The organism is Serratia sp. 25CWL12 (assembly GCF_055790885.1).
Genome location: NZ_CM147698.1, coordinates 1,077,587 through 1,103,125, shown reverse-complemented (window position 1 = coordinate 1,103,125; position 25,539 = coordinate 1,077,587). Strand labels below are relative to the sequence as shown.

Annotated in this window: 3 protein-coding genes; all 3 read right to left on the bottom strand. The window is 52.0% G+C overall.

Annotation, left to right across the window (positions count from 1 at the left end):
- Nucleotides 1–9: 9 nt before the first annotated feature.
- Nucleotides 10–1,557 (bottom strand): type VI secretion system contractile sheath large subunit, encoded by a 1,548-nt coding sequence (gene tssC, locus ACX9GV_RS04780; protein ID WP_473197240.1) that lies wholly within the window; start codon nt 1,555–1,557, stop codon nt 10–12.
- 35 nt (nt 1,558–1,592) lie between these two features.
- On the bottom strand, nt 1,593–2,090 hold the full coding sequence (tssB, locus tag ACX9GV_RS04775) for a type VI secretion system contractile sheath small subunit (RefSeq protein ID WP_037383279.1): 498 nt from the start codon (nt 2,088–2,090) through the stop codon (nt 1,593–1,595).
- A gap of 445 nt (nt 2,091–2,535) precedes the next feature.
- Nucleotides 2,536–25,308, bottom strand: a complete 22,773-nt coding sequence (locus tag ACX9GV_RS04770; protein WP_473197239.1) for an ESPR-type extended signal peptide-containing protein — start codon at nt 25,306–25,308, stop codon at nt 2,536–2,538.
- Nucleotides 25,309–25,539 lie beyond the last annotated feature (231 nt).

Below are 25,539 nucleotides of genomic sequence, written 5' to 3'. Positions count from 1 at the left end.
GTCTCCGTGTTAAGCCTTCGCTTTTGGCATCTGCGAAACCAGTGACAGGTTGATATCCATCCCTTCCACCTGGAAATGCGGAATAGCGTACAGTCTCACGCGGAAGAAGCCCGGGTTGTCCTCGATGTCTTCCACAATCACCTTCGCATCACGCAGCGGGTGAGAGGCTTGCAGTTCGTCACCCGGGTCGGTCATCTCGGTCACCAGGCTACGTACCCAGGTGTTGAGCTCCAGCTCCAGCAGACGGCGGTCCTTGGTGGTACCGATATTTTCACGCTGAATAAGCTTCAGGTAGTGAGCGATACGCGACAGCAGGAAGATGTACGGCAAACGCGCGTTGATGCGGCTGTTGGCAGTGGCATCAGCCGTGTCATACAACGCCGGCTTCTGGGTGGAGTTGGCGGAGAAGAAGCAAGCGTAATCGCGGTTTTTGTAGTACGACAACGGGATGAAGCCCAGGTTGGCGAAGTCAAATTCACGGGTTTCCGGGATCATCACTTCGGACGGGATTTTCACCTGATTGCCAGTACCCAGGTCATACAGGTGAATCGGCAGGTCTTGTACTGCACCACCGGCCTGCGGGCCACGGATTTGTACACACCAGCCGTTATTAATGAAGCTGCGCACCATGTTGGCGGCAAAGGCAAACGAGGCATTGGTCCACAGGTAACGGTCATGGTCCGGGCCTTTGACCTCTTCCACGTAGTTGAAGCTGCGTACCGGCACGGTATCCGGGCCATACGGCAGGCGACCCAGCACGCGCGGCATCACCAAGCCAATGTAGCGGGAGTCATCGGTCTCGCGGAAGGATTTCCACTTGATGTACTCGGCGCGGTCAAAATAGTTGCCAATGTCTTTGATAGCGGCAACATCGGCCATATTTTCTTTCAAGAAAAATTTGGGCCCGGCTGAACCGATAAACGGCATATGGGCAGCAGCTGACACTTTGGAGATGTTACGCAGCAGCGCCACATCCTGTGCCGAGGCATCGAATTCATAGGAAGAAATCAGTGCAGCAATCGGCTCGCCACCAGGCGTATCGTATTCATCGATATACGTGTGCTTGTACAGCCCGGTCTGGATAATCTCCGGCGCATCTTCAAAATCCTGACGCAAATCTTCTTTCGACAAATCCAGCAGTTCAATGCGCACGTTCTGGCGGAAATCGGTCTTGTCCACCAGGGATTTGACGCCACGCCACAAGCTCTCAACAGCCTGAAACTCTTCATGATGCAGCACCGCATCCAGTTGGCGGCTGATCTGAAAGTCCAGTTCGGCGATATGGTGGTCAATCAGGGTTTTATCCAGTTTTTCCACTTTGGTGCCGGCCAGGCGCAAACGCTCGAGGAACACCTGTACCCCGGCGGTCAAACGTTCATCGGCAGTGGCATCAGACATCGCCTGGGCATCCTGCCAGCTATCCAGCGCACTGAGGTGAGAAACCGGGCTCAGGTTGATTTTTTCAAACAGGGAGGCATAAACACCGCCGGCCGCCGGGCGCTCTAATACCACGCTTTCACCCGCGGTCGCATTTTCATGTTTTACAGTCATTAGCATTATCTCGTGTTAATCCATTAAAATCCGGTCGCCGGTTAAGCCTGTTGAGGCGCCAGGGCAGACAGTTCAGAACGCAGTTCATTGCTCAGGGCAGGGTCACGCAGGATTTTTTCCAGCTCTTTACGGAAGGCCTGGTTATCCAGCAGGTTGGATTTGAGGTCACGCAGCAGACTGCGCATCGCCAGCATGGCTTTCAGTTGCGGGATTTGACGGGCGACCTGTTCGGGGGTAAAGTCTTTCATGTTCTGGAAGGTCAGGCAGATATTCTCTTCACTGCCATCCCCCGCCAAGGTATTTTCCACCGCAATATTGACAGAGGGTGAAAAATCCTGTAATACCGAATTGAAGTTATTTTTATTTATGTTCACCTTTTCACGCTCAGACAACGAGGCCGTCTCTTGACCATGACTAAAGTCACCCGCCACTAACAATTTCAACGGTATTTCGGTTTTCTTTTGTGCGCCACCCGTATGCAGTGCTAGTTTCAGATTAATCCTAGCTTTAGGAATTTCACTTTGGAAGGAATTTGACATTGCTAACCCTATTCAATGAAGATAATGAATAGCGGTCTGCCTCGGGAAATAAACCGGTATGGCCCCTTGCCAAACAACCACTTCCTTTTGCATCACCGGATGCAGACAACAACAGGGTCACCAACCAACCTATTTATATAACAAGATAAGGGCAGAGCGCTGTGTATCATAAGTTTTTCTGAGACTGGAAAAATGGTCAGATAAAAACCTATGGCGACCACCATAGAAGCATTAAGGAAATTAATAAACAGGATAAGTGTAAGTAAATATTTCAAACCCCACCAAGGCGCATTATCCCTCACTTCAATGATTTATAAGATTTTTCTTAATATCACTTCCAAGGGACTTCCAGCGTATGCTTCCGGTTAACTGCTTGGTTACGGTGCACCCAATAGCAAACTGGCTGCCTAAAAAGGCAGCCAGTAGATTCAACCACACATCACCATCAGAACGAGTATTTCACCCCAAGCATCGCTGCTTTTTCATCATAACCATTCTGACCAATCTGCTGAGACAAACTCCCCCAAGCACTGAGATTCTCAGTCACCTTGCCATCAATGCCGACTTTCACCTCAACCACATTACGACTACCAGTCTGCTCAATACCGAATCCATCAGACATAACAGCAGGTTGGCTGCCATTATGGATCCAGTTAACATTCAGATAAGTCGTCAGGATGCGTGACTTGTCTTTGCCGATAAAGGTATCGTTAGACAGTTTCAATCCCACACGCGTTTGCAGATTGTTATTACCGTCCTGCTCTACCTTCACTCCGCCATTGTTCACATCATCCATCGAGGTCGAATTGAGCGTCACCTGTGCTTGTGGTGTCAGATAAGTGTGATTCCGCTCACCTTGATAAATTGCAATTGGATAACCGCCTTCTAACGAAGTACTTACCCCATTCAAATTGTAGGTGCCGCTGTCATAAGAGTTGCTACTGACCGAGGCATTAAACCATTCGTACTGCAACCAGCCGTGGACATAAGGGCTATGACGGTCAGTTGCCCGTGCATACCAGGTACCGTAGACCCCAACAGTATAACCGGTCAAACTGTTATCAGACTGGTAGCTGGTTTCCCGCGAATCGGTGGTACCCGTAGAGCGACCATAACCCGCCATGACACCCAGCGCGAAGCGATCCTGATCGGTAAACTGCGTCTCCCAGACTTCGCCACCTAATTGCACCACATAGCGATCACTTGAGTTGGAAAGCTGTCCAGAGGAGTCCTCAAACTCATTACGCGAACCCACCTGACGTAACCACAAGCTAGAGCGGGTACCCTCACCATTCAGCTCGTTTGCATCCCGTGCATCAGATGAATGCAGGTCTTCCAACCGAGTGTTGAACAGCGTATTGGCAGCAGCGAGGTTAGCAATAAAACCACCTGCCTCAGGGTTATAAGTGATCTCTTTGTCCTGGTAATTGGAGCGCAGATACCAACTACCGTCTGCAGGATTACCCGGCGTCCCTTGATACAAGAAGTATTCCAACAGACCAGCCTGAGCACGACCATTTAAGGTAAAGTTGCCGTTGGACGCACCGCCAACGTTAATGATCTGAATACCATTGATATTCTTCTCACCATTACCGCCAATATTGGTTACCGATACCGTACTGGCGCCCGAGGTATTACCGGTAATCACCAATCTATCGGTTGCCGCATTGTCGCCTGCCAGAACCGTATTGAAAGCAATGTTACCGCCATTACCCACATAATCGCCGTTGATAATAAAGTCACTGAAGTTGCCGCCCGTCGCTGCGCGACCAATCACCATATTCCCAGCGTTGCTAACATTACCGATGACCTGCCCATCGCCACCGAAGGTGCCGTTGGCCTGTACCGTCACATCACTGGTCAAGGTTGCTGCTTGAGCTGAAGCGGTAGCGACTGGCGAAGCAAAGGTTGTTGGTGACACCACGTTAACCGGTGCAGAACCCACCAATAGCGTACCGGATTGTACCGTGGTCATACCGGCACTGACTAGGCTATTGCCAATCAGTACCATACCGCTACCCTGTTTGATCAGGCTGCCAGTACCACTGATTGGCGTGGTGAGATCCCAGTAACTCGCGGTATTAAGTACCACACTCCCTGAGTTGAGAACCGATGCGCTACCGAAGTTTTCACCCCCCATCGCTGTCAGGGTAGTGCCAGCCTGGGTGGTAAAGGTCCCCGAATAATCAAGGTTGTTACCACTCAGTATGACATTGGCACCATCACTTAACAGCGTACTACCACTGCCTTGTAGCACGTTGACCAGTGTCGCGCTTTGCAACCCGCCAGCACTACCATCAAGGTGCAGTGTTCCATCGACCACAATAGCACCGGTTCCGAGTCCTTTCGCCTGAGTCAGAGCAGCGGTTGCTGCACTGCTGATGGTGGTGATGCCACTAAAGCTGGTATTGTTGCTATTCACTGCCAACGTACTGTCGGTTAAGACCAGATTACCAGCCCCCATCAGGGCCCCATCTACCGTACCACCGCGACTGACGGTTAAATTACCACCATTCAGGTTCAAGGTACTGGCGGTATCACTGTTTAAAGCCCCGACAGTCTGAGTATGTCCATTGATATCGACGGCAGCTCCGCTGCTAATCACCAGATCCGAGGTTCTCCCTAACGCGGTATCCGCATCCAATTGCAAGGTTCCGGAACGCACCAACGTTTTACCAGTGTAAGTGTTAGTGGTGCCTGAGATGGTAATGATTGCTCCAGCCTCAGCTTCACTAATCGCCAAGTCCCCTGCGCCAGTCACCTGTGCAAAGAGATCGTTGGCGAGCGTTCCATTATCTGTGGCACTGGCTATAAGCTCCAGCGCATCGCTGCCAGTCAACAGAAGCTCCATGCTCTTCAGGCTATAGTTGACGTAAAGCCCATCCAATTGGCCTCCCGTCGTCAGACCAAAGTCGAAGGTGCCCATCGCCGCGATGAGGTCACTGTTCGGATTGGTTAGCGGTTCAAGGTATTGTTGCGTGATCGGCACATTATTCTCATCGGTCAGAGTCAGTTCACGACCACTGCCAGTGGCTGCGCCTTTCACCAAATCAACCACAATGTAACCGGTATCCAGCTCCAGAATACTCAGCCCATCCAGGCTTGGGGAAACATCAGGCGGCAGATTAACACTCACCGTACCACCACCCGTCGTATTGATACTGTTGGCCTCAATTGTCCCGGCAGATGAGAGTATCCCATCGTTGTCAATGATATTATTGAAGATCAACGTACCGCCATTCATGGTCAGCGCACCGATCCGCTGCACCCCATCACCCACAGAAGTACGGCTGTTGGTTTCCAGGTTCAGAGTGGTATTGGTATTACTATCGGTATTATCACCGGACAAATTGAACTGGGTATTTTGCAGATTGACCTGTCCGGTAAATCCATTACCCACATTGCTACCAAAACTGAACACATTATTATTGGTACTGATGTTAAGTACACCGGCACCCAATAACCGGTTATTAAAGCTGAAGTTACCATCGTTGCTGATATTCAGCGTATCAACAGCAGCAACAACATCCACGGTGGCTAATGGATTGAACCAATCGGCAGTGGTCAGATTCAGCACTGAGCCGCCGTTGATACTCACCATTCCGACAAATGTCGAGGCATTATTGCCATCCAACGTAACATTACTGGCGTTTGACAGCGCCCAGATTCCAGCCCCGCTAATCACATTACTTAGCGTCCCGGTCAGTTGTGAGAACTGCAGTTGGCTACCGCTATCAATATTGACTGAGCCCGCTCCCAGATTCTGGTTTTGGCTAACGCTTAAGATACTATTGCCGGCAATGCCAAACTGACCACTAAATCCACTGTTGTTAGCAGACAGCGACATGTTGGCTTGGTTATTCACGGTAATTGTAGAATCAGGTGTACCCGTCACGGTATTGGCCACATCGCCACTCAAACCATTGAATATCAGTTGCGAGGTCGCATCGTTCAGATTGACAGTGGCAACGGAAGTCCCCAGGTTATTGGCGGCACTGACGGTTAACACCCCCCCGGTATTGATATCGTGGGTACCACTAAAGCTATTGCTACCACTCAGTGTCACTACCGCATCAGTATTGATGATACCGTTACCACTGAGCACGTTAGACAGCGTATCGGCGGCATCCAGGTTCAAGGTGCCCAACACATTCACCGCACTGCTCCCCAAAGCATTGGCAGCAGTCAACGTGACGATTGCCGGCGCCGCTATCAGGGTATTGGTCACGGTTGTCAGGCCACTGTTGGCGGCACTCAGGATCAAGGTACCGCCGTTGACGTTCAACGCCCCCGCACCGGTCAGGCCACCCACCGCCGTGGAGGTGCCTCCCCCGTTCAGGTTCAGCGTACCGCCGGTGATATCAATCACCCCAGTGTTAGTCAACAACCCGCTATTGGTCAGGATACCGGTACCGACGTTGACCGTACCCTGGTTATCCAACGCTTTCACCGTTTGGTTAAACGAGTTGCCATTAAACGTGCCGCTACTTGCAACTGTCAGCAACGAGGTTTCACCAAAACCATTGTTGCTCCCCAGTTGTACGGTACCGCCCTGCACCGTGGTACTGCCCTGGTAGAGGTTGTTGCTATTGGTTACCGTCAATCCACCATTGGTGGCATCAAATACGATGCCACCCCCCCCGGTCAACAGGGCCGTCAAGACTCTGTTGGAGCCAGCGCCAGCATCAGTGGCAATAATCAGCGCACCGCCGTTGCTAGTATCTGTCAGTAGGTTAATGGCACTCAGACCATAATTCAGATACAGGCCATTGGCATTGCTGCTGTTGAGGTTAGAAAGTTGGTAATTGTAGGTTGCATCGGCAACATGGTTACCGCTCTGGTTAATCTGTGAAACTATGCCCGCTGGTGTCACCGCCTGGCCGTCAATATTCAGTATCAGTTGATCAGCCCCACTGGCATTGCTGGCAGTGATGAGCGTCATCGCCGTGGTACCCCGATTCTGATCGAGGATCGACAGATTTGGATCTACCACTGGCAGGTCATTGCTCCAGCTACCTCCGGTTATGACATCGATGATGCCGCCGTTAGCGGTGGTAGTCAGATTATTGGTGTCGATAGTACTCTGCGCAATTGACAACGGGGCTCCACCGGTAAATTTCAGCGTACCGCCGTCCATCACCAGATCCCGCAGCGTTTCAGTACTTGCCGTTCCGGTACCAACCGTCGTGACACTGCCAGTGGCTAACGTCAGGCCGGCATTCTCCAGCGTTGCGGTATTGGTCCCCGCCAGTGAGAAGGTAGTGTCATTCAGCGTCACATTGCCGGCAAAGGCATTGCCTACCCCGGTGTCGAAGTTGAAGGCATTCCCCCCGGTAGAGACATTAACCTGCCCAGCACCGGTCAGGGTGTTGTTTAAGGTAAAGTCACCCACATTGGTGATATTCAAGGTGCTGGTGGCACCATTAACATTCAGCACCGTATCCGCATTCAACCCGGTAGCGCTGTTGATGGTCAATGCTGAGTTGGTATTGATATTCAGCAAGCCACTAAAGCCAGAGGCATTGCTATTATCCCTCAGGTCGATATTGCTGTTGTTCAGCACCCAGCTCCCTGCGCCATCGATAACATTACCCAGCGAGGTCAAGGTACCGCCTTCAAAGGCGTTAAAGTTAAGGGTACTGCCATCAGCGATACTGACGCGACCATCACCCAAGTTGGCATTCTGCGACACACTCAGCGTGCTGTTGCCCACCAAATCAAACAGGCCATCAAAACCGGTGTTGCTACCGGTCAGCGTGGTGTTTGCAGTATTGGTCAGTTGTATCGTTGAGGCCGCATCACCGCTCAAGGTGTTAGCCAGCGTACCGCTGACCCCATCGAGTATCAGTTCAGCACCCGCGGCTGTCAGGTCAACACTGGCATCCGAGGTGCCCAGGTTATTGACCTCGGTAATGGTTAATACACCACCGGCATTGATATTGTGCTGACCGGTGAAATTATTGGTCCCCTCCAAGGTCACTGCCGCATTGGTATTGATGGTGCCGTCACCACTGAGAATGTTGGCCAACGTATCAGCGGCATTCAGATTCAGGGAGCCCAACACATTCACCGCACTGCTACCCAAGGCATCGGCCGCAGTCAAATTGACGATTGCCAGCGCTGCTATCAGGGTGTTGGTCACGGTTGTCAGGCCACTGTTGGCCGCGCTCAGGGTCAAGGTACCGCCGTTGATGTTCAACGCCCCCGCACCGGTCAGGCCACCCACCGCGGTGGAGGTGCCTCCCCCGTTCAGGTTCAGCGTACCGCCGGTGATATCAATCACCCCAGTGTTAGTCAACAACCCGCTATTGGTCAGGACCCCGGTACCGACGTTAACTGTACCTTGGTTATCCAGCGCTTTTACCGTTTGGTTAAACGAGTTGCCATTAAACGTGCCGGTACTTGCAACTGTCAGCAACAAGGTTTCACCGAAGCCATTGTTGCTCCCCAGTTGCACGGTGCCGCCCTGTACCGTGGTCGTGCCCTGGTAGAGGTTGTTGCTATTGGTTACCGTCAACGCACCCGAACCCAAGGTAGCATCAAAAACGATGCCCCCACCCCCGGTCAAAAGGGCCGTCAACTCTCTATTGGAGTTAGGGTTGACATCAGTGGCAATAATCAACGCATCAGCATCGTCCAACAGCAGATTAATGGCACTCAGACCATAGTTGAGATACAGGCCATTGGCACTACCGCTAGTGTTGGACAAGGAGTAATTGTAGGTCGCATCAGCCACATGGACACTGTTCTGGTTAATCTCGGAAACAATACCCGCTGGCGTCACCGCCTGGCCGTCAATATTCAGTGTCAGTTGAGCAGCCCCACTGGCATTGGTGGCAGTGATAAGCGTCATTGCCGTGGTACCCAAGTTCTGATCGAGGATCGACAGATTTGGATCTACCACTGGCAGGTCATTGCTCCAGCTACCTCCAGTGATTACGTCGATAATGCCGCCGTTAGCGGTGGTAGTCAGATTATTGGTGTCGATAATACTCTGTGCAATTGACAACGGTGCTCCACCGGTAAATTTCAGCGTACCGCCGTCCATCACCAGATCCCGCACCGTTTCAGTACTTGCCGTTCCGGTACCAACCGTCGTGACACTGCCGGTGGCTAACGTTAGCCCAGCATTCTCCAGCGTTGCGGTATTGGTTCCCGCCAGTGAGAAGGTGGTGTCATTCAGCGTCACATTGCCGGCAAAGGCGCTGCCTACCCCGGTGTCGAAGTTGAAGGCATTCCCCCCGGTAGTGACATTAACCTGCCCAGCCCCGATCAGGGTATTGTTCAGCGTAAAGGCACCAGCGTCGGTGATATTCAAGGTACTGCTCGCGGTATTGACATCCAATGTCGTCCCCGCATTCAACCCGGTAGCGCCATCGATAGTCAAGGTGGAGCCAGTATTGATATTCAGCAAGCCACTAAAGCCAGAGGCATTGCTATTCCCCGTCAGGTCGATATTGCTGCTGTTCAGCACCCAGTCCCCTGCGCCATCGATAACATTACCCAGCGAGGTCAAGGCACCGCCTTCAAAGGCGTTAAAGTTAAGGGTACTGCCATCAGCGATACTGACGCGACCATCACCCAGGTTGGCATTCTGCGACACACTCAGCGTGCTGTTGCCCACCAAATCAAACAGCCCGGTAAACAGCGTGTTGCTACCGGTTAGCGTGGTATCTGTAGTATTCGTCAGTTGTACCGTTGAGGCCGCATCACCGCTCAAGGTGTTAGCCAGCGTACCGCTGACCCCATCGAGTATCAGTTCAGCACCTGCGGCAGTCAGGTCAACACTGGCATCCGAGGTGCCCAGGTTATTGACCTCGGTAATGGTTAATACACCACCGGCATTGATATTGTGCTGACCGCTAAAATCATTGGTCCCCTCCAAGGTCACTGCCGCATTGGTGTTGATGGTACCGTCACCACTGAGTATGTTAGCCAGCGTATCGGCAGCGTTCAGGTTCAAAGTACCCAATACATCAACATCACTGCTACCCAAGGCATTGGCCGCAGTCAAATTGACCGTTGCCAGCGCGGCTATCAGGGTGTCGGTCGCGGTTGTCAAGCCACTGTTGGCGGCACTCAGAGTCAAGGTACCGCCGTTGACGTTCAACGCCCCCGCACCGGTCAGGCCACCCACCGCGGTGGAGGTGCCTCCCCCGTTCAGGTTCAGCGTACCGCCGGTGATATCAATCACCCCGGTGTTGGTCAACAACCCGCTATTGGTCAGGATACCGGTACCGACGTTGACCGTACCCTGGTTATCCAGCGCTTTTACCGTTTGGTTGAACGAGTTGCCATTAAACGTGCCGGTACTTGCAACTGTCAGCAACAAGGTTTCACCGAAGCCATTGTTGCTCCCCAGTTGTACGGTACCGCCCTGCACCGTGGTACTGCCCTCGTAGAGGTTATTGCTATTGGTTACCGTCAACGGACTCTGGGTCGCATCAAAAACGATGCCACCTGCCCCAGTCAACAGGGCGGTTAATTCTCTGTTGGTGCCAGCAGCTATAATCAACGCACCGCCGTTGCCGGTGTCGGTCAGCAGTTCAATGGCACTCAAGCCATAATTCAGATACAGGCCATCGGCACTGCCGTTCGTGTTGGACAAGGCGTAATTGTAGGTACCATTCGCCACATGGACACTGTTCTGGTTAATCGCTGAAGCGATGCCCGCTGGTGTCACCACCTGGCCATTAATTCTCAATGTGAGCCCATCAACCGCGCTTGCCGTATCCGCAGTGATCAACGTCTCGGTTATTCCCAGGTTTTGGTCGAGAAGAGAGACGCTAGGGGAATCGTTGTTCCATGAACCGCCATTATCCACGTTAACAGTACCGCTGTTGGCAGTCAGGTTAACGGTAGAAATGATACTCTCGGCACTTGATAACGGCACGCCACCAGTGAAATTGAGCGTACCACCATCCAGCACCAGATCCTGCAAGGTGGCGGTACTTGGCGTTCCCGGGATACCAACCGTCGTCACACTGCCGGTGGCTAACGTCAACCCAGCATTCTGCAGAGTGTCGGCGTTGTCCCCTGCCAATGAGAAGGTAGCGTTATTCAGCGTCACATTGCCGGTAAAGGCATTGCCCACTGCAGCGTCAAAGTTGAAAGCACCATTGGTCGTATCGACATTCACCTGCCCGGCACCGGTCAGGGTATTGTTCAGCGTAAAGGCACCGGCGTTGGTGATATTCAAGGTGCTGGTGGCACCATCAACATTCAATATTGTTGAACCGTCCAATGCAGTAAGACTGTCAATGGTCAGTGTGGCGCCGGTATTAATATCCAACAAGCCCGTAAAGCCAGAGGCATTGCCATTATTTCTCAGATCGATATTGCTGCTGTTCAGCACCCAGTTCCCTGCGCCATCGATAACATTACCCAGCGAGGTCAAGGTGCCGCCTTCAAAGGCGTTAAAGTTAAGGGTACTGCCATCAGCGATACTGACGCGACCATCTCCCAGGTTGGCATTCTGCGACACACTCAGCGTGCTGTTGCCCACCAAATCAAACAGACCAGCAAACAGCGTGTTGCTACCGGTCAGTGTGGTATCTGCAGTATTGGTCAGTTGTACCGTTGAGGCCGCATCACCGCTCAAGGTGTTAGCCAGCGTACCGCTGACCCCATCGAGTATCAGTTCAGCACCAGCAGCTGTCAGGTCAACACTGGCATCCGACGTGCCCAGGTTATTGACATCGGTAATGGTTAATACACCACCGGCATTGATATTGTGCAGACCGGTAAAATCATTGGTCCCCTCCAAGGTCACTGCCGCATTGGTGTTGATGGTGCCGTCACCACTGAGTATGTTGGCCAGCGTATCGGCAGCGTTCAGGTTCAAAGTACCCACTACATCAACATCACTGCTACCCAAGGCATTGGCCGCAGTCAAATTGACCGTTGCCAGCGCGGCTATCAGGGTGTCGGTCGCGGTTGTCAAGCCACTGTTGGCCGCGCTCAGGGTCAAGGTACCGCCGTTGACGTTCAAGGCTCCCGCACCGGTCAGGCCACCCACCGCCGTGGAGGTGCCTCCCCCGTTCAGGTTCAGCGTACCGCCGGTGATATCAATCACCCCGGTGTTAGTCAACAACCCACTATTGGTCAAGATACCGGTACCGACGTTGACCGTACCCTGGTTATCCAGCGCTTTTACCGTTTGGTTGAACGAGTTGCCATTAAACGTGCCGGTACTTGCAACTGTCAGCAACGAGGTTTCACCGAAGCCATTGTTGCTGCCCAGTTGTACGGTACCGCCCTGCACCGTGGTCGTGCCCTGGTAGAGGTTGTTGCTGTTGGTCACCGTCAACGCACCATTGGTAGCATCAAAAACGATGCCACCATCTCCAGTCAACAGCGCCGTCAATTCTCTGTTGGTGCCAGCGCCAGTATCGGTGGCAATAATCAGCGCATCGGCATAGTCCGTCAACAGTTCAATGGCAGTCAGACCATAGCTCAGGTACAGGCCATCGGCACTGCCGTTCGTGTTGGACAAGGCGTAATTGTAGGTACCATTCGCCACATGGACACTGTTCTGGTCAATGGCAGAAGAAATACCCACCCCAGGTGTCACCACCTGGTTATTAATTCTCAATGTGAGCCCATCAACCGCACTTGCCGTGTCCGCAGTGATCAACGTCTCGGTCATTCCCCGGTTCTGTTCCAGAATAGAGACGCCCGGTGAATCGTTGTTCCACGAACCGCCATTATCCACATTGATCGTACCGCTGTTGGCGGTGAGGTTAACGGTAGAAATGATACTCTCGGCACTTGATAACGGCACGCCACCAGTGAAATTGAGCGTACCACCATCCAGCACCAGATCCTGCAAGGTGGCGGTACTTGGCGTTCCCGGGATACCAACCGTCGTCACACTGCCGGTGGCTAACGTCAACCCAGCATTCTGCAGAGTATCGGCATTGGTCCCCGCCAGTGAGAAGGTAGCGTTATTCAGCGTCACATTGCCGGTAAAGCCACTCCCAACGCCAGTATCGAAATTAAACGTATTATTAGCCCCGGTATCGACATTCACCTGCCCGGCACCGGTCAGGGTATTGTTCAGCGTAAAGGCACCGGCGTTGGTGATATTCAAGGTGCTGGTGGCACCATCAACATTCAATATTGTTGAACCGTCCAATGCAGTAAGACTGTCAATGGTCAGTGTGGCGCCGGTATTAATATCCAACAAGCCCGTAAAGCCAGAGGCATTGCCATTATTTCTCAGGTCGATATTGCTGCTGTTCAGCACCCAGTTCCCTGCGCCATCGATAACATTACCCAGCGAGGTCAAGGCACCGCCTTCAAAGGCGTTAAAGTTAAGGGTACTGCCATCAGCGATACTGACGCGACCATCTCCCAGGTTGGCATTCTGCGACACACTCAGCGTGCTGTTGCCCACCAAATCAAACAGACCAGCAAACAGCGTGTTGCTACCGGTCAGTGTGGTATCTGCAGTATTGGTCAGTTGTACCGTTGAGGCCGCATCACCGCTCAAGGTGTTAGCCAGCGTACCGCTGACCCCATTGAGTATCAGTTCAGCACCAGCAGCTGTCAGGTCAACACTGGCATCCGACGTGCCCAGGTTATTGACATCGGTAATGGTTAATACACCACCGGCATTGATATTGTGCAGACCGGTAAAATCATTGGTCCCCTCCAAGGTCACTGCCGCATTGGTGTTGATGGTACCGTCACCACTGAGTATGTTAGCCAGCGTATCGGCAGCGTTCAGGTTCAAAGTACCCAATACATCAACATCACTGCTACCCAAGGCATTGGCCGCAGTCAAATTGACCGTTGCCAGCGCGGCTATCAGGGTGTCGGTCGCGGTTGTCAAGCCACTGTTGGCCGCGCTCAGGGTCAAGGTACCGCCGTTGACGTTCAAGGCTCCCGCACCGGTCAGGCCACCCACCGCGGTGGAGGTGCCTCCCCCGTTCAGGTTCAGCGTACCGCCGGTGATATCAATCGCCCCGGTGTTAGTCAACAACCCGCTATTGGTCAGGATACCGGTACCGACGTTGACCGTACCCTGGTTATCCAGCGCTTTTACCGTTTGGTTGAACGAGTTGCCATTAAACGTGCCGCTACTTGCAACCGTCAGCAACAAGGTTTCACCGAAGCCATTGTTGCTGCCCAGTTGTACGGTACCGCCCTGTACTGTGGTACTGCCCTCGTAGAGGTTATTGCTATTGGTTACCGTCAACGGACTCTGGGTCGCATCAAAAACGATGCCACCTGCCCCAGTCAACAGGGCGGTTAATTCTCTGTTGGTGCCAGCAGCTATAATCAACGCACCGCCGTTGCTGGTGTCGGTCAGCAGTTCAATGGCACTCAAACCATAGCTCAAGTACAGGCCATCGGCACTGCCGTTCGTGTTGGACAAGGCGTAATTGTAAGTACCATTCGCCACATGGACACTGTTCTGGTTAATCGCTGAAGCGATGCCCGCTGGTGTCACCGCCTGGTTATTAATTCTCAAGCTGAGCCCATCAACCGCGCTTGCCGTGTCCGCAGTGATCAACGTCTCGGTTATTCCCAGGTTTTGGTCGAGAAGAGAGACGCTAGGGGAATCGTTGTTCCATGAACCGCCATTATCCACATTGATCGTACCGCTGTTGGCGGTGAGGTTAACGGTAGAAATGATACTCTCGGCACTTGATAACGGCACGCCACCAGTGAAATTGAGCGTACCACCATCCAGCACCAGATCCTGCAAGGTGGCGGTACTTGACGTTCCCGGGATACCAACCGTCGTCACACTGCCGGTGGCTAACGTCAGCCCAGCATTCTGCAGAGTATCAGCATTGGTTCCCGCCAGTGAGAAGGTAGCGTTATTCAGCGTCACATTGCCGGTAAAGCCAGCCCCAACGCCAGTATCGAAATTAAACGCATTATTAGCCCCGGTATCGACATTAACCTGCCCGGCACCGGTCAGGGTATTGTTCAGCGTAAAGGCACCGGCGTTGGTGATATTCAAGGTGCTGGTGGCACCATCAACATTCAATATTGTTGAACCGTCCAATGCAGTAAGACTGTCAATGGTCAGTGTGGCGCCGGTATTAATATCCAACAAGCCCGTAAAGCCAGAGGCATTGCCATTATTTCTCAGATCGATATTGCTGCTGTTCAGCACCCAGTTCCCTGCGCCATCGATAACATTACCCAGCGAGGTCAAGGCACCGCCTTCAAAGGCGTTAAAGTTAAGGGTACTGCCATCAGCGATACTGATGCGACCATCACCCAGGTTGGCATTCTGCGACACACTCAGCGTGCTGTTGCCCACCAAATCAAACAGACCAGCAAACAGCGTGTTGCTACCGGTCAGTGTGGTATCTGCAGTATTCGTCAGTTGTACCGTTGAGGCCGCATCACCGCTCAAGGTGTTAGCCAGCGTACCGCTGACCCCATCGAGTATCAGTTCAGCACCAGCGGCTGTCAGGTCAACACTGGCATCCGACGTGCCCAGGTTATTGACATCGGTAATGGTTAATACCCCACCGGCATTGATATTGTGCAGACCGATAAAATCATTGGTCCCCTCCAAGGTCACTGCCGCATTGGTGTTGATGGTGCCGTCACCACTGAGTATGTTGGCCAGCGTATCGGCAGCGTTCAGGTTCAAAGTACCCACTACATCAACATCACTGCTACCCAAGGCATCGGCGGCGGTCAAGGTGACCGTCGCTGGCAGCGCTATCAAGGTATCTGCTGACAGGCCACTGTTGGCGGCACTCAGGATCAAGGTACCACCGTTGACGTTCAGCGTGCCCGCACCAGTCAAGCCACCAACAGCTGTTGAAGTACCACCATCTTCCAGGTTCAACGTACCACCAGCGATATCAATCACCCCGGTGTTAGTCAATAATCCGGTTGTTAATACCGCCGGGTCAATAATGACGGTCCCAGCGTTGATCAGGGCTCCCACCGTTTGACTGAAATCGTTGGTATTAAAACTGGCATTACTATTTACCGTCAGCAATGAAGTCTGACCGAACGCATTATCACTCCCCAGTAGTACATTACCACCGGTCACGGTCGTAGTTCCGCCGTAACTGTTGTTGCTGTTGGTCACCGTCAATGCACCATTGGTAGCATCAAAAACGATGCCGCCATCAACCCCGCCGGTCAACAGGGCGGTCAACTCTCTGTTGGTGCCAGCGCCAGTATCGGTGGCAATAATCAGCGCATCGGCATAGTCCGTCAGCAGTTCAATGGCACTCAAACCATAGCTCAGGTACAGGCCATCGGCACTGCCGTTCGTGTTGGACAAGGCGTAATTGTAGGTACCATTCGCCACATGGACGCTGTTCTGGTTAATGGCAGAAGAAATACCCACCCCAGGTGTCACCACCTGGTTATTAATTCTCAAGCTGAGTCCATCAACCGCGCTTGCCGTATCCGCAGTGATCAACGTCTCGGTCATTCCCCGGTTCTGTTCCAGAAGAGAGACGCCCGGTGAGTCGTTGTTCCACGAACCGCCATTATCCACATTGATCGTACCGCTGTTGGCGGTGAGGTTAACGGTAGAAATGATACTCTCGGCACTTGATAACGGCACGCCACCAGTGAAATTGAGCGTACCACCATCCAGCACCAGATCCTGCAAGGTGGCGGTACTTGGCGTTCCCGGGATACCAACCGTCGTCACACTGCCAGTGGCTAATGTCAGCCCAGCATTCTGCAGAGTGTCGGCATTAGTTCCCGCCAGTGAGAAGGTAGCGTTATTCAGCGTCATATTGCCGGTAAAGCCAGCCCCAACGCCAGTACCGAAATTGAACGCATTATTAGCCCCGGTATCGACATTCACCTGCCCGGCACCGGTCAGGGTATTGTTCAGCGTAAAGGCACCGGCGTTGGTGATATTCAAGGTACTGCTCGCGGTATTGACATCCAATGTCGTCCCCGCATTCAACCCGGTAGCGCCATCGATAGTCAAGGTGGAGCCAGTATTGATATTCAGCAAGCCACTAAAGCCAGAGGCATTGCTATTCCCCGTCAGGTCGATATTGCTGCTGTTCAGCACCCAGTCCCCTGCGCCATCGATAACATTACCCAGCGAGGTCAAGGCACCGCCTTCAAAGGCGTTAAAGTTAAGGGTACTGCCATCAGCGATACTGACGCGACCATCACCCAGGTTGGCATTCTGCGACACACTCAGCGTGCTGTTGCCCACCAAATCAAACAGCCCGGTAAACAGCGTGTTGCTACCGGTTAGCGTGGTATCTGCAGTATTCGTCAGTTGTACCGTTGAGGCCGCATCACCGCTCAAGGTGTTAGCCAGCGTACCGCTGACCCCATCGAGTATCAGTTCAGCACCCGCGGCTGTCAGGTCAACACTGGCATCCGACGTGCCCAGGTTATTGACATCGGTAATGGTTAATACACCACCGGCATTGATATTGTGCTGACCGCTAAAATCATTGGTCCCCTCCAAGGTCACTGCCGCATTGGTGTTGATGGTGCCGTCACCACTGAGTATGTTGGCCAGCGTATCGGCAGCGTTCAGGTTCAAAGTACCCACTACATCAACATCACTGCTACCCAAGGCATCGGTGGCGGTCAAATTGACCGTTGCCAGCGCGGCTATCAGGGTGTCGGTCGCGGTTGTCAAGCCACTGTTGGCCGCGCTCAGAGTCAAGGTACCGCCGTTGATGTTCAAGGCTCCCGCACCGGTCAGGCCACCCACCGCGGTGGAGGTGCCTCCCCCGTTCAGGTTCAGCGTACCGCCGGTGATATCAATCACCCCGGTGTTAGTCAACAACCCGCTATTGGTGAGGATACCGGTACCGACGTTGACCGTACCCTGGTTATCCAGCGCTTTTACCGTTTGGTTGAACGAGTTGCCATTAAACGTGCCGCTACTTGCAACTGTCAGCAACAAGGTTTCACCGAAGCCATTGTTGCTCCCCAGTTGTACGGTACCGCCCTGCACCGTGGTACTACCCTGGTAGAGGTTGTTGCTATTGGTTACCGTCAACGGACTCTGGGTCGCATCAAAAACAATGCCACCTACCCCAGTCAACAGGGCGGTTAATTCTCTGTTGGTGCCAGCAGCTATAATCAACGCACCGCCGTTGCCAGTGTCGGTCAACAGTTCAATGGCACTCAAACCATAGCTCAAGTACAGGCCATCGGCACTGCCGTTCGTGTTGGACAAGGCGTAATTGTAAGTACCATTCGCCACATGGACACTGTTCTGGTTAATCGCTGAAGCGATGCCCGCTGGTGTCACCGCCTGGTTATTAATTCTCAAGCTGAGCCCATCAACCGCGCTTGCCGTGTCCGCAGTGATCAACGTCTCGGTTATTCCCAGGTTTTGGTCGAGAAGAGAGACGCTAGGGGAATCGTTGTTCCATGAACCGCCATTATCCACATTGATCGTACCGCTGTTGGCGGTGAGGTTAACGGTAGAAATGATACTCTCGGCACTTGATAACGGCACGCCACCAGTGAAATTGAGCGTACCACCATCCAGCACCAGATCCTGCAAGGTGGCGGTACTTGACGTTCCCGGGATACCAACCGTCGTCACACTGCCGGTGGCTAACGTCAGCCCAGCATTCTGCAGAGTGTCGGCGTTGTCCCCTGCCAATGAGAAGGTAGCGTTATTCAGCGTCACATTGCCGGTAAAGGCATTGCCCACTGCAGCGTCAAAGTTGAAAGCACCATTGGTCGTATCAACATTCACCTGCCCGGCACCGGTCAGGGTATTGTTCAGCGTAAAGGCACCGGCGTTGGTGATATTCAAGGTGCTCGTAGCACCATCAACATTCAATATTGTTGAACCGTCCAATGCAGTAAGACTGTCAATGGTCAGTGTCGAGGCGGTATTAATATCCAACAAGCCCGTAAAGCCAGAGGCATTGCCATTATTTCTCAGGTCGATATTGCTGCTGTTCAGCACCCAGTCCCCTGCGCCATCGATAACATTACCCAGCGAGGTCAAGGCACCGCCTTCAAAGGCGTTAAAGTTAAGGGTACTGCCATCAGCGATACTGACGCGACCATCACCCAGGTTGGCATTCTGCGACACACTCAGCGTGCTGTTGCCCACCAAATCAAACAGCCCGGTAAACAGCGTGTTGCTACCGGTTAGCGTGGTATCTGTAGTATTCGTCAGTTGTACCGTTGAGGCCGCATCACCGCTCAAGGTGTTAGCCAGCGTACCGCTGACCCCATCGAGTATCAGTTCAGCACCCGCGGCTGTCAGGTCAACACTGGCATCCGACGTGCCCAGGTTATTGACATCGGTAATGGTTAATACACCACCGGCATTGATATTGTGCTGACCGCTAAAATCATTGGTTCCCTCCAAGGTCACTACCGCATTGGTGTTGATGGTGCCGTCACCACTGAGTATGTTGGCCAGCGTATCGGCAGCGTTCAGGTTCAAAGTACCCACTACATCAACATCACTGCTACCCAAGGCATCGGCGGCGGTCAAGGTGACCGTCGCTGGCAGCGCTATCAAGGTATCTGCTGACAGGCCACTGTTGGCGGCACTCAGGATCAAGGTACCGCCGTTGACGTTCAAGGCTCCCGCACCGGTCAGGCCACCCACCGCGGTGGAGGTGCCTCCCCCGTTCAGGTTCAGCGTACCGCCGGTGATATCAATCACCCCGGTGTTAGTCAACAACCCGCTATTGGTCAGGATACCGGTACCGACGTTGACCGTACCCTGGTTATCCAGCGCTTTTACCGTTTGGTTAAACGAGTTGCCATTAAACGTGCCGGTACTTGCAACTGTCAGCAACAAGGTTTCACCGAAACCATTGTTGCTGCCCAGTTGTACGGTACCGCCCTGCACCGTGGTACTACCTTGGTAGAGGTTGTTGCTATTGGTTACCGTCAACGGACTCTGGGTCGCATCAAAAACGATGCCACCAACCCCAGTCAACAGGGCGGTTAATTCTCTGTTGGTGCCAGCGGCTATAATCAACGCACCGCCGTTGCCGGTGTCGGTCAGCAGTTCAATGGCACTCAAGCCATAATTCAGGTACAGGCCATCGGCACTGCCGTTCGTGTTGGACAAGGCGTAATTGTAGGTACCATTCGCCACATGGACACTGTTCTGGTTAATCGCTGAAGCGATGCCCGCTGGTGTCACCGCCTGGTTATTAATTCTCAAGCTGAGCCCATCAACCGCGCTTGCCGTGTCCGCAGTGATTAACGTCTCGGTTATTCCCAGGTTTTGGTCGAGAAGAGAGACGCTAGGGGAATCGTTGTTCCATGAACCGCCATTATCCACATTGATCGTACCGCTGTTGGCAGTGAGGTTAACGGTAGAAATGATACTCTCGGCACTTGATAACGGCACGCCACCAGTGAAATTGAGCGTACCACCATCCAGCACCAGATCCTGCAAGGTGGCGGTACTTGGCGTTCCCGGGATACCAACCGTCGTCACACTGCCGGTGGCTAACGTCAGCCCAGCATTCTGCAGAGTGTCGGCGTTGTCCCCTGCCAATGAGAAGGTAGCGTTATTCAGCGTCACATTGCCGGTAAAGGCATTGCCCACTGCAGCGTCAAAGTTGAAAGCACCATTGGTCGTATCGACATTCACCTGCCCGGCACCGGTCAGGGTATTGTTCAGCGTAAAGGCACCGGCGTTGGTGATATTCAAGGTGCTGGTAGCACCATCAACATTCAATATTGTTGAGCCGTCCAATGCAGTAAGACTGTCAATGGTCAGTGTCGAGGCGGTATTAATATCCAACAAGCCACTAAAGCCAGAGGCATTGCCATTATTTCTCAGGTCGATATTGCTGCTGTTCAGCACCCAGTCCCCTGCGCCATCGATAACATTACCCAGCGAGGTCAAGGCACCGCCTTCAAAGGCGTTAAAGTTAAGGGTACTGCCATCAGCGATACTGACGCGACCATCACCCAGGTTGTCACCCAGTGATACATTCAGCGTGCTGTTGCCCACCAAATCAAACAGACCAGCAAACAGCGTGTTGCTGCCGGTTAGCGTGGTATCTGCAGTATTGGTCAGTTGTACCGTTGAGGCCGCATCACCGCTCAAGGTGTTGGCTAAGGTGTCAACCACACCATCGATTATCAGTTCAGCGCCAGCAACAGTGAGATCGACACTGGCTGCCGAGGTACCCAAATTATTGACATCGGTAATGGTTAATACACCACCGGCATTGATATTGTGCTGACCGGTGAAATCATTGGTACCATCCAAGGTCACTGCCGCATTGGTGTTGATGGTGCCGTCACCACTGAGAATGTTGGCCAGCGTATCGGCAGCATTCAGGTTCAAAGTACCCAATACATTAACATCACTGCTACCCAAGGCATTGGCCGCAGTCAAATTGACCGTTGCCGGCGCTGCTATCAGGGTATCGGTTGAGGTTGTCAGACCACTATTAGCGGCACTCAGGATCAAGGTACCGCCGTTGACGTTCAACGCCCCCGCACCGGTCAGGCCACCGGTTCCACTGGAGGTACCACCATTGGTTATATCCAGTGTGCCATTAGCCAGATTCACAACACCCGCATTACTCAGTGCAGTAACGGTTTGTTGATAACCCGCTAGATTCACGGTGCCCAGTGCAGCAACATCAAGTAACGAGGTGCCACCCAGGGAATTATCCGCTCCCAAGGTCAAACTGCCAGCATTAACCGTGGTCGCGCCAGTATAATCGTTTGCACTATTGCTGATGGTCATGGCGACGTTATCTGAACCAATCGCCAAATTACCCGAACCGGTTACTTTTGCCGTTAACGTTGTGTTGGTGGCGCCATTGGAGGTCAACGTCAGGGTTTGAGTATCCTGTAAATCCAATTGGGTCAGCTGTTTATTGACTTTCAACCCCGTACCGCTGGTCATATCAAAGTCATAGGTATTAATGGAAACGAATTGGCTATTCTGTTGATAGTTTACGGTAGCCCCACCAAGCAGACTATTGCCTGACAAGTCTTGTAATTGGAGTCTCGCTAAATCAGCACCAGAAAGTGTATTACTGCTTTGTACCAACGCAGTTGCGCTACCTGCGTTAAGATCCAACAAATTACCTGACGTCAGTAACGTAGTATCTACTTTAATAATCGAATCACCAGATACTGTGATTAACCCTAACCCAGTCCCCCCGCCGGTGCTGATCAGATTGCCCGCAGCAAACTGCAGCGTACCGCCGTTCAACACCAGATTACCGACATTGTTTGTTCCGGCATCCATGGTGATCAAGCCACCGACAGAATCACGCAACGTCGCATTATTCAGCACATTAGGGCTCAGTGAGGATAAATTTAATGTCCCTGTACTGATATCAACAATACCAGTAAATGCATTACCGACAGTGGCACCAAAATTAAATACGCCAGCGGTATTGCTAATATTCAACAAACCGTTGCCAGTCAAGACATTGGTCAATGTCCCGTTACTTTGAAGGTTCAAGACGCCATTCAAGCCGACGGCTGCAGTACCGAGTTGGTTGAATGCACTGGCATTCAATGTACCTGATGAATCAATCAACCAATTACCGGTAAGGGTGTTAGCGCCACTTAAGATAACATTAGCGCCTGATTGAACTTCGGCATCCCCTGCGCCGGTCAATACTGCGGTAAAGCCACCGTTATAGGTGCTACCAAACAGCAGTTTATTACCCGTAGCGACATTGACGTTACCACTGGCGATATTGTTAACATAGCCGAGGGTAATATTGGAGCTATTGGTCAGGTTAATGTTGGTGAAGTTTTGTAACTGCGTAACATTATCTAAGCTACGAGTAGAGTTATTAAAGTTCAGAGTGTTAGTGCCGATGCCAGCGTTAAGGTTACCTAACGAAGTGGTGCTAGCATTGGTCAAGTTATAAATATTGAAGGTATCATTACCCGCACCAGTATTAATGATATTATTGGTAGCACCATCGTAGATATTAACGATATTGGCACCCGCCCCCAAATCAATAATACCATTGCTGACCGACCCGTTATTGAGCGTCAGCGTATCCACACCCGTGCCACTGGTCAGTGAGCCCAAGGTGCCATTATTGGTAATAGTGTTACCACTATTTCCCATGGTGACACTGCCACTGATAAACCCGTTATTGGTCAGTGTTTCGGCGATGCTGTTATTAAAGGTTATCGCTGAAGCACCACCACTGGCATTAATATGCATATTAGGGCCAACAATAATGGATCCCCCTGTTGCCCCTGAAGTGGAAATCCCGGTGGCAGCCGCATTATTAACATTAATATCAAGATAGGCGTTAGTAAAATCCAAAGAGACGGTTGAACTGATCCCGGTAGCGGCACTGCTCCCAGTCAGGTTGATGGCATTGTTCGCTGTACCTGATTGGAAATTGAACCCTGCCAGACTAGTAAACACCGTACCAGCAATGGCATTAAATTGGGTGTTACTGAGGTTAACTGTTGCCGATGCCCCCTTGGTAATTGCCGCCCCAGTGCCATTGAGGTTAAAGATTGTCCCGGTCAATGACTGGGTACCGGTGTTAGATGCACCGATGGCCAAACCCACCGCACTACCGGTAGTGGTGATAGTCCCGTTGCTCAATACAAGAACGACGTTATTATCCAGCGTAATACCATTACCGGCAGTGGCATTGATAGTCCCGCCGGTGCTATCCACAGTGACTAACTTACCCGCAGCGCTACCGGTTAAGGCGATACCTGCACCAGCACTGTTGTTGATCACTCCACTGTTGAAAAGATTGACTGTACCCGTACCGTTATGGGCCAACGCCACCCCAGCAGTAGTGCTGTTAATGGTCCCGGCGTTGGTCACCTTCACCACGCGAGTGCCTGTATCGGTGACCGTAATCCCAGTGGCTTTTCTGATAACGCCACCAACATCATTAAGCACTACCACATTACCGGATGTGCCAGCGCTGACGTTAATACCACTACCCGCAGTCACATTGGTGGTACCATCAGAAATCGTTCCCGCAGAACGGATATAGATCCCGCCGGTACCCGTAGTTTTAGTAGCAAGAATGCCATCATAGGCTGCGTTATTAGCCACCACGAGCGCTGAACCAGTGGTCAGATTATAAATCACATCACGGGTTGAGGCTGGACCATTGTAGATCATGGCACTTGTTGTGGTACTGGGGGCATTACTGATTACATCCCCCGCCTCGTTATTCATACTAATCAACGCACCCGAGCCAAACACCCCGGTGCCGGTATTATAAGAACCTATCTCTACCCCATAGTTAGCAAGCCCTAACGGGTTTTGCCCCGTAATAGCAAACGAGACCTTGGCACCATCATCAATCAAGAAATTATAGGAGCCAGCCGTATTAGCCTTAACACCTGGACCATTAGTCAACCAGTTACCGGTAATATTGACATCCGCCGTGCTGGTAAAATGGAGCACACTATTAGCGGCGGTGCCATTGCTCCAGAACACCGCAGGGTAGTTAGCACTGGGGATACCATTTAAATCATAATTACCGTTTAATGTTATATTACTGCCTAAGATAGATTGGCGATAGGTTCCCAAAGTCAAGGTAATCAGTTGATTGAAATTACCCAGTATAACCGGGCTATTGTTGTCTGCTAACCCGGCACCATCAGCCCCCATCGCCACCATTTTACCATCAGGTACCGTGTTAATATTATCCAGTGTTACCGCCAATCGGGTGGTAGCATCTTGGACATAAACGATGTGAGCGGTAATACCATCTGCAACTACTGAGGTTGAAGTAATATCGCCAAAATTGACCAGTTTGAAGCTGGCATTGCCCGTAGCCCAGGCGGCATTATTGGTGGTTGCAGCTACCATATTAAAACCATTACTACCAATTCTGAGATTATACCCCCCACCATCAATCACCAGGTCTCGCCTGGCATTTGCCGTTTGGTTTACGGTAATACCACCAGAATAAAGCGCGGTCAGATCGATATTAGCGGTTAACAAAATGGTGGTGGCAGTACTACCCGTTCCGCTAGCACTTAATGCGGTGTTCAACGCTGACGCTGTTGCCACCTTCACACAGGTGGTGGGAGCCGCATCACATTCAGCGACCGTAATAGCATAGGCACTATTGTAAATAGCCAGGGAGGAGAACAAGGATAGGGCTATCGCGCTATTTTTAAATAATTTATTGGTTTTCGCGATGCCTTGCTGGCCTTGATGAGCACGGCTACTGTGACTGGCAGTTTTCTGCTTGGTGTTAGCCAGTTCACTGACCACCACCCAAAGTTGTAACGCCGCATTCCAGATCACTCGATAAACCTTGTTCATATTCATCCCTCAATTTAGGTGCAACAGTCAGTTAACACCATTGGTGTCTTGCTGTAGGCTTGAAAAACTCGGTACTCAACCCCATTCAAGTTACCGCCAAACGGTAAAATGAAAACTAATTAAGCACCCAAAAGATAGCCTGCTACGTGGTTGGGACATTGCTCACAGCCAATACTCTGGCAGCTTGAATGATCACAGGATACTTAAAGCCTAGTTCGGTGCTGTTAAAAA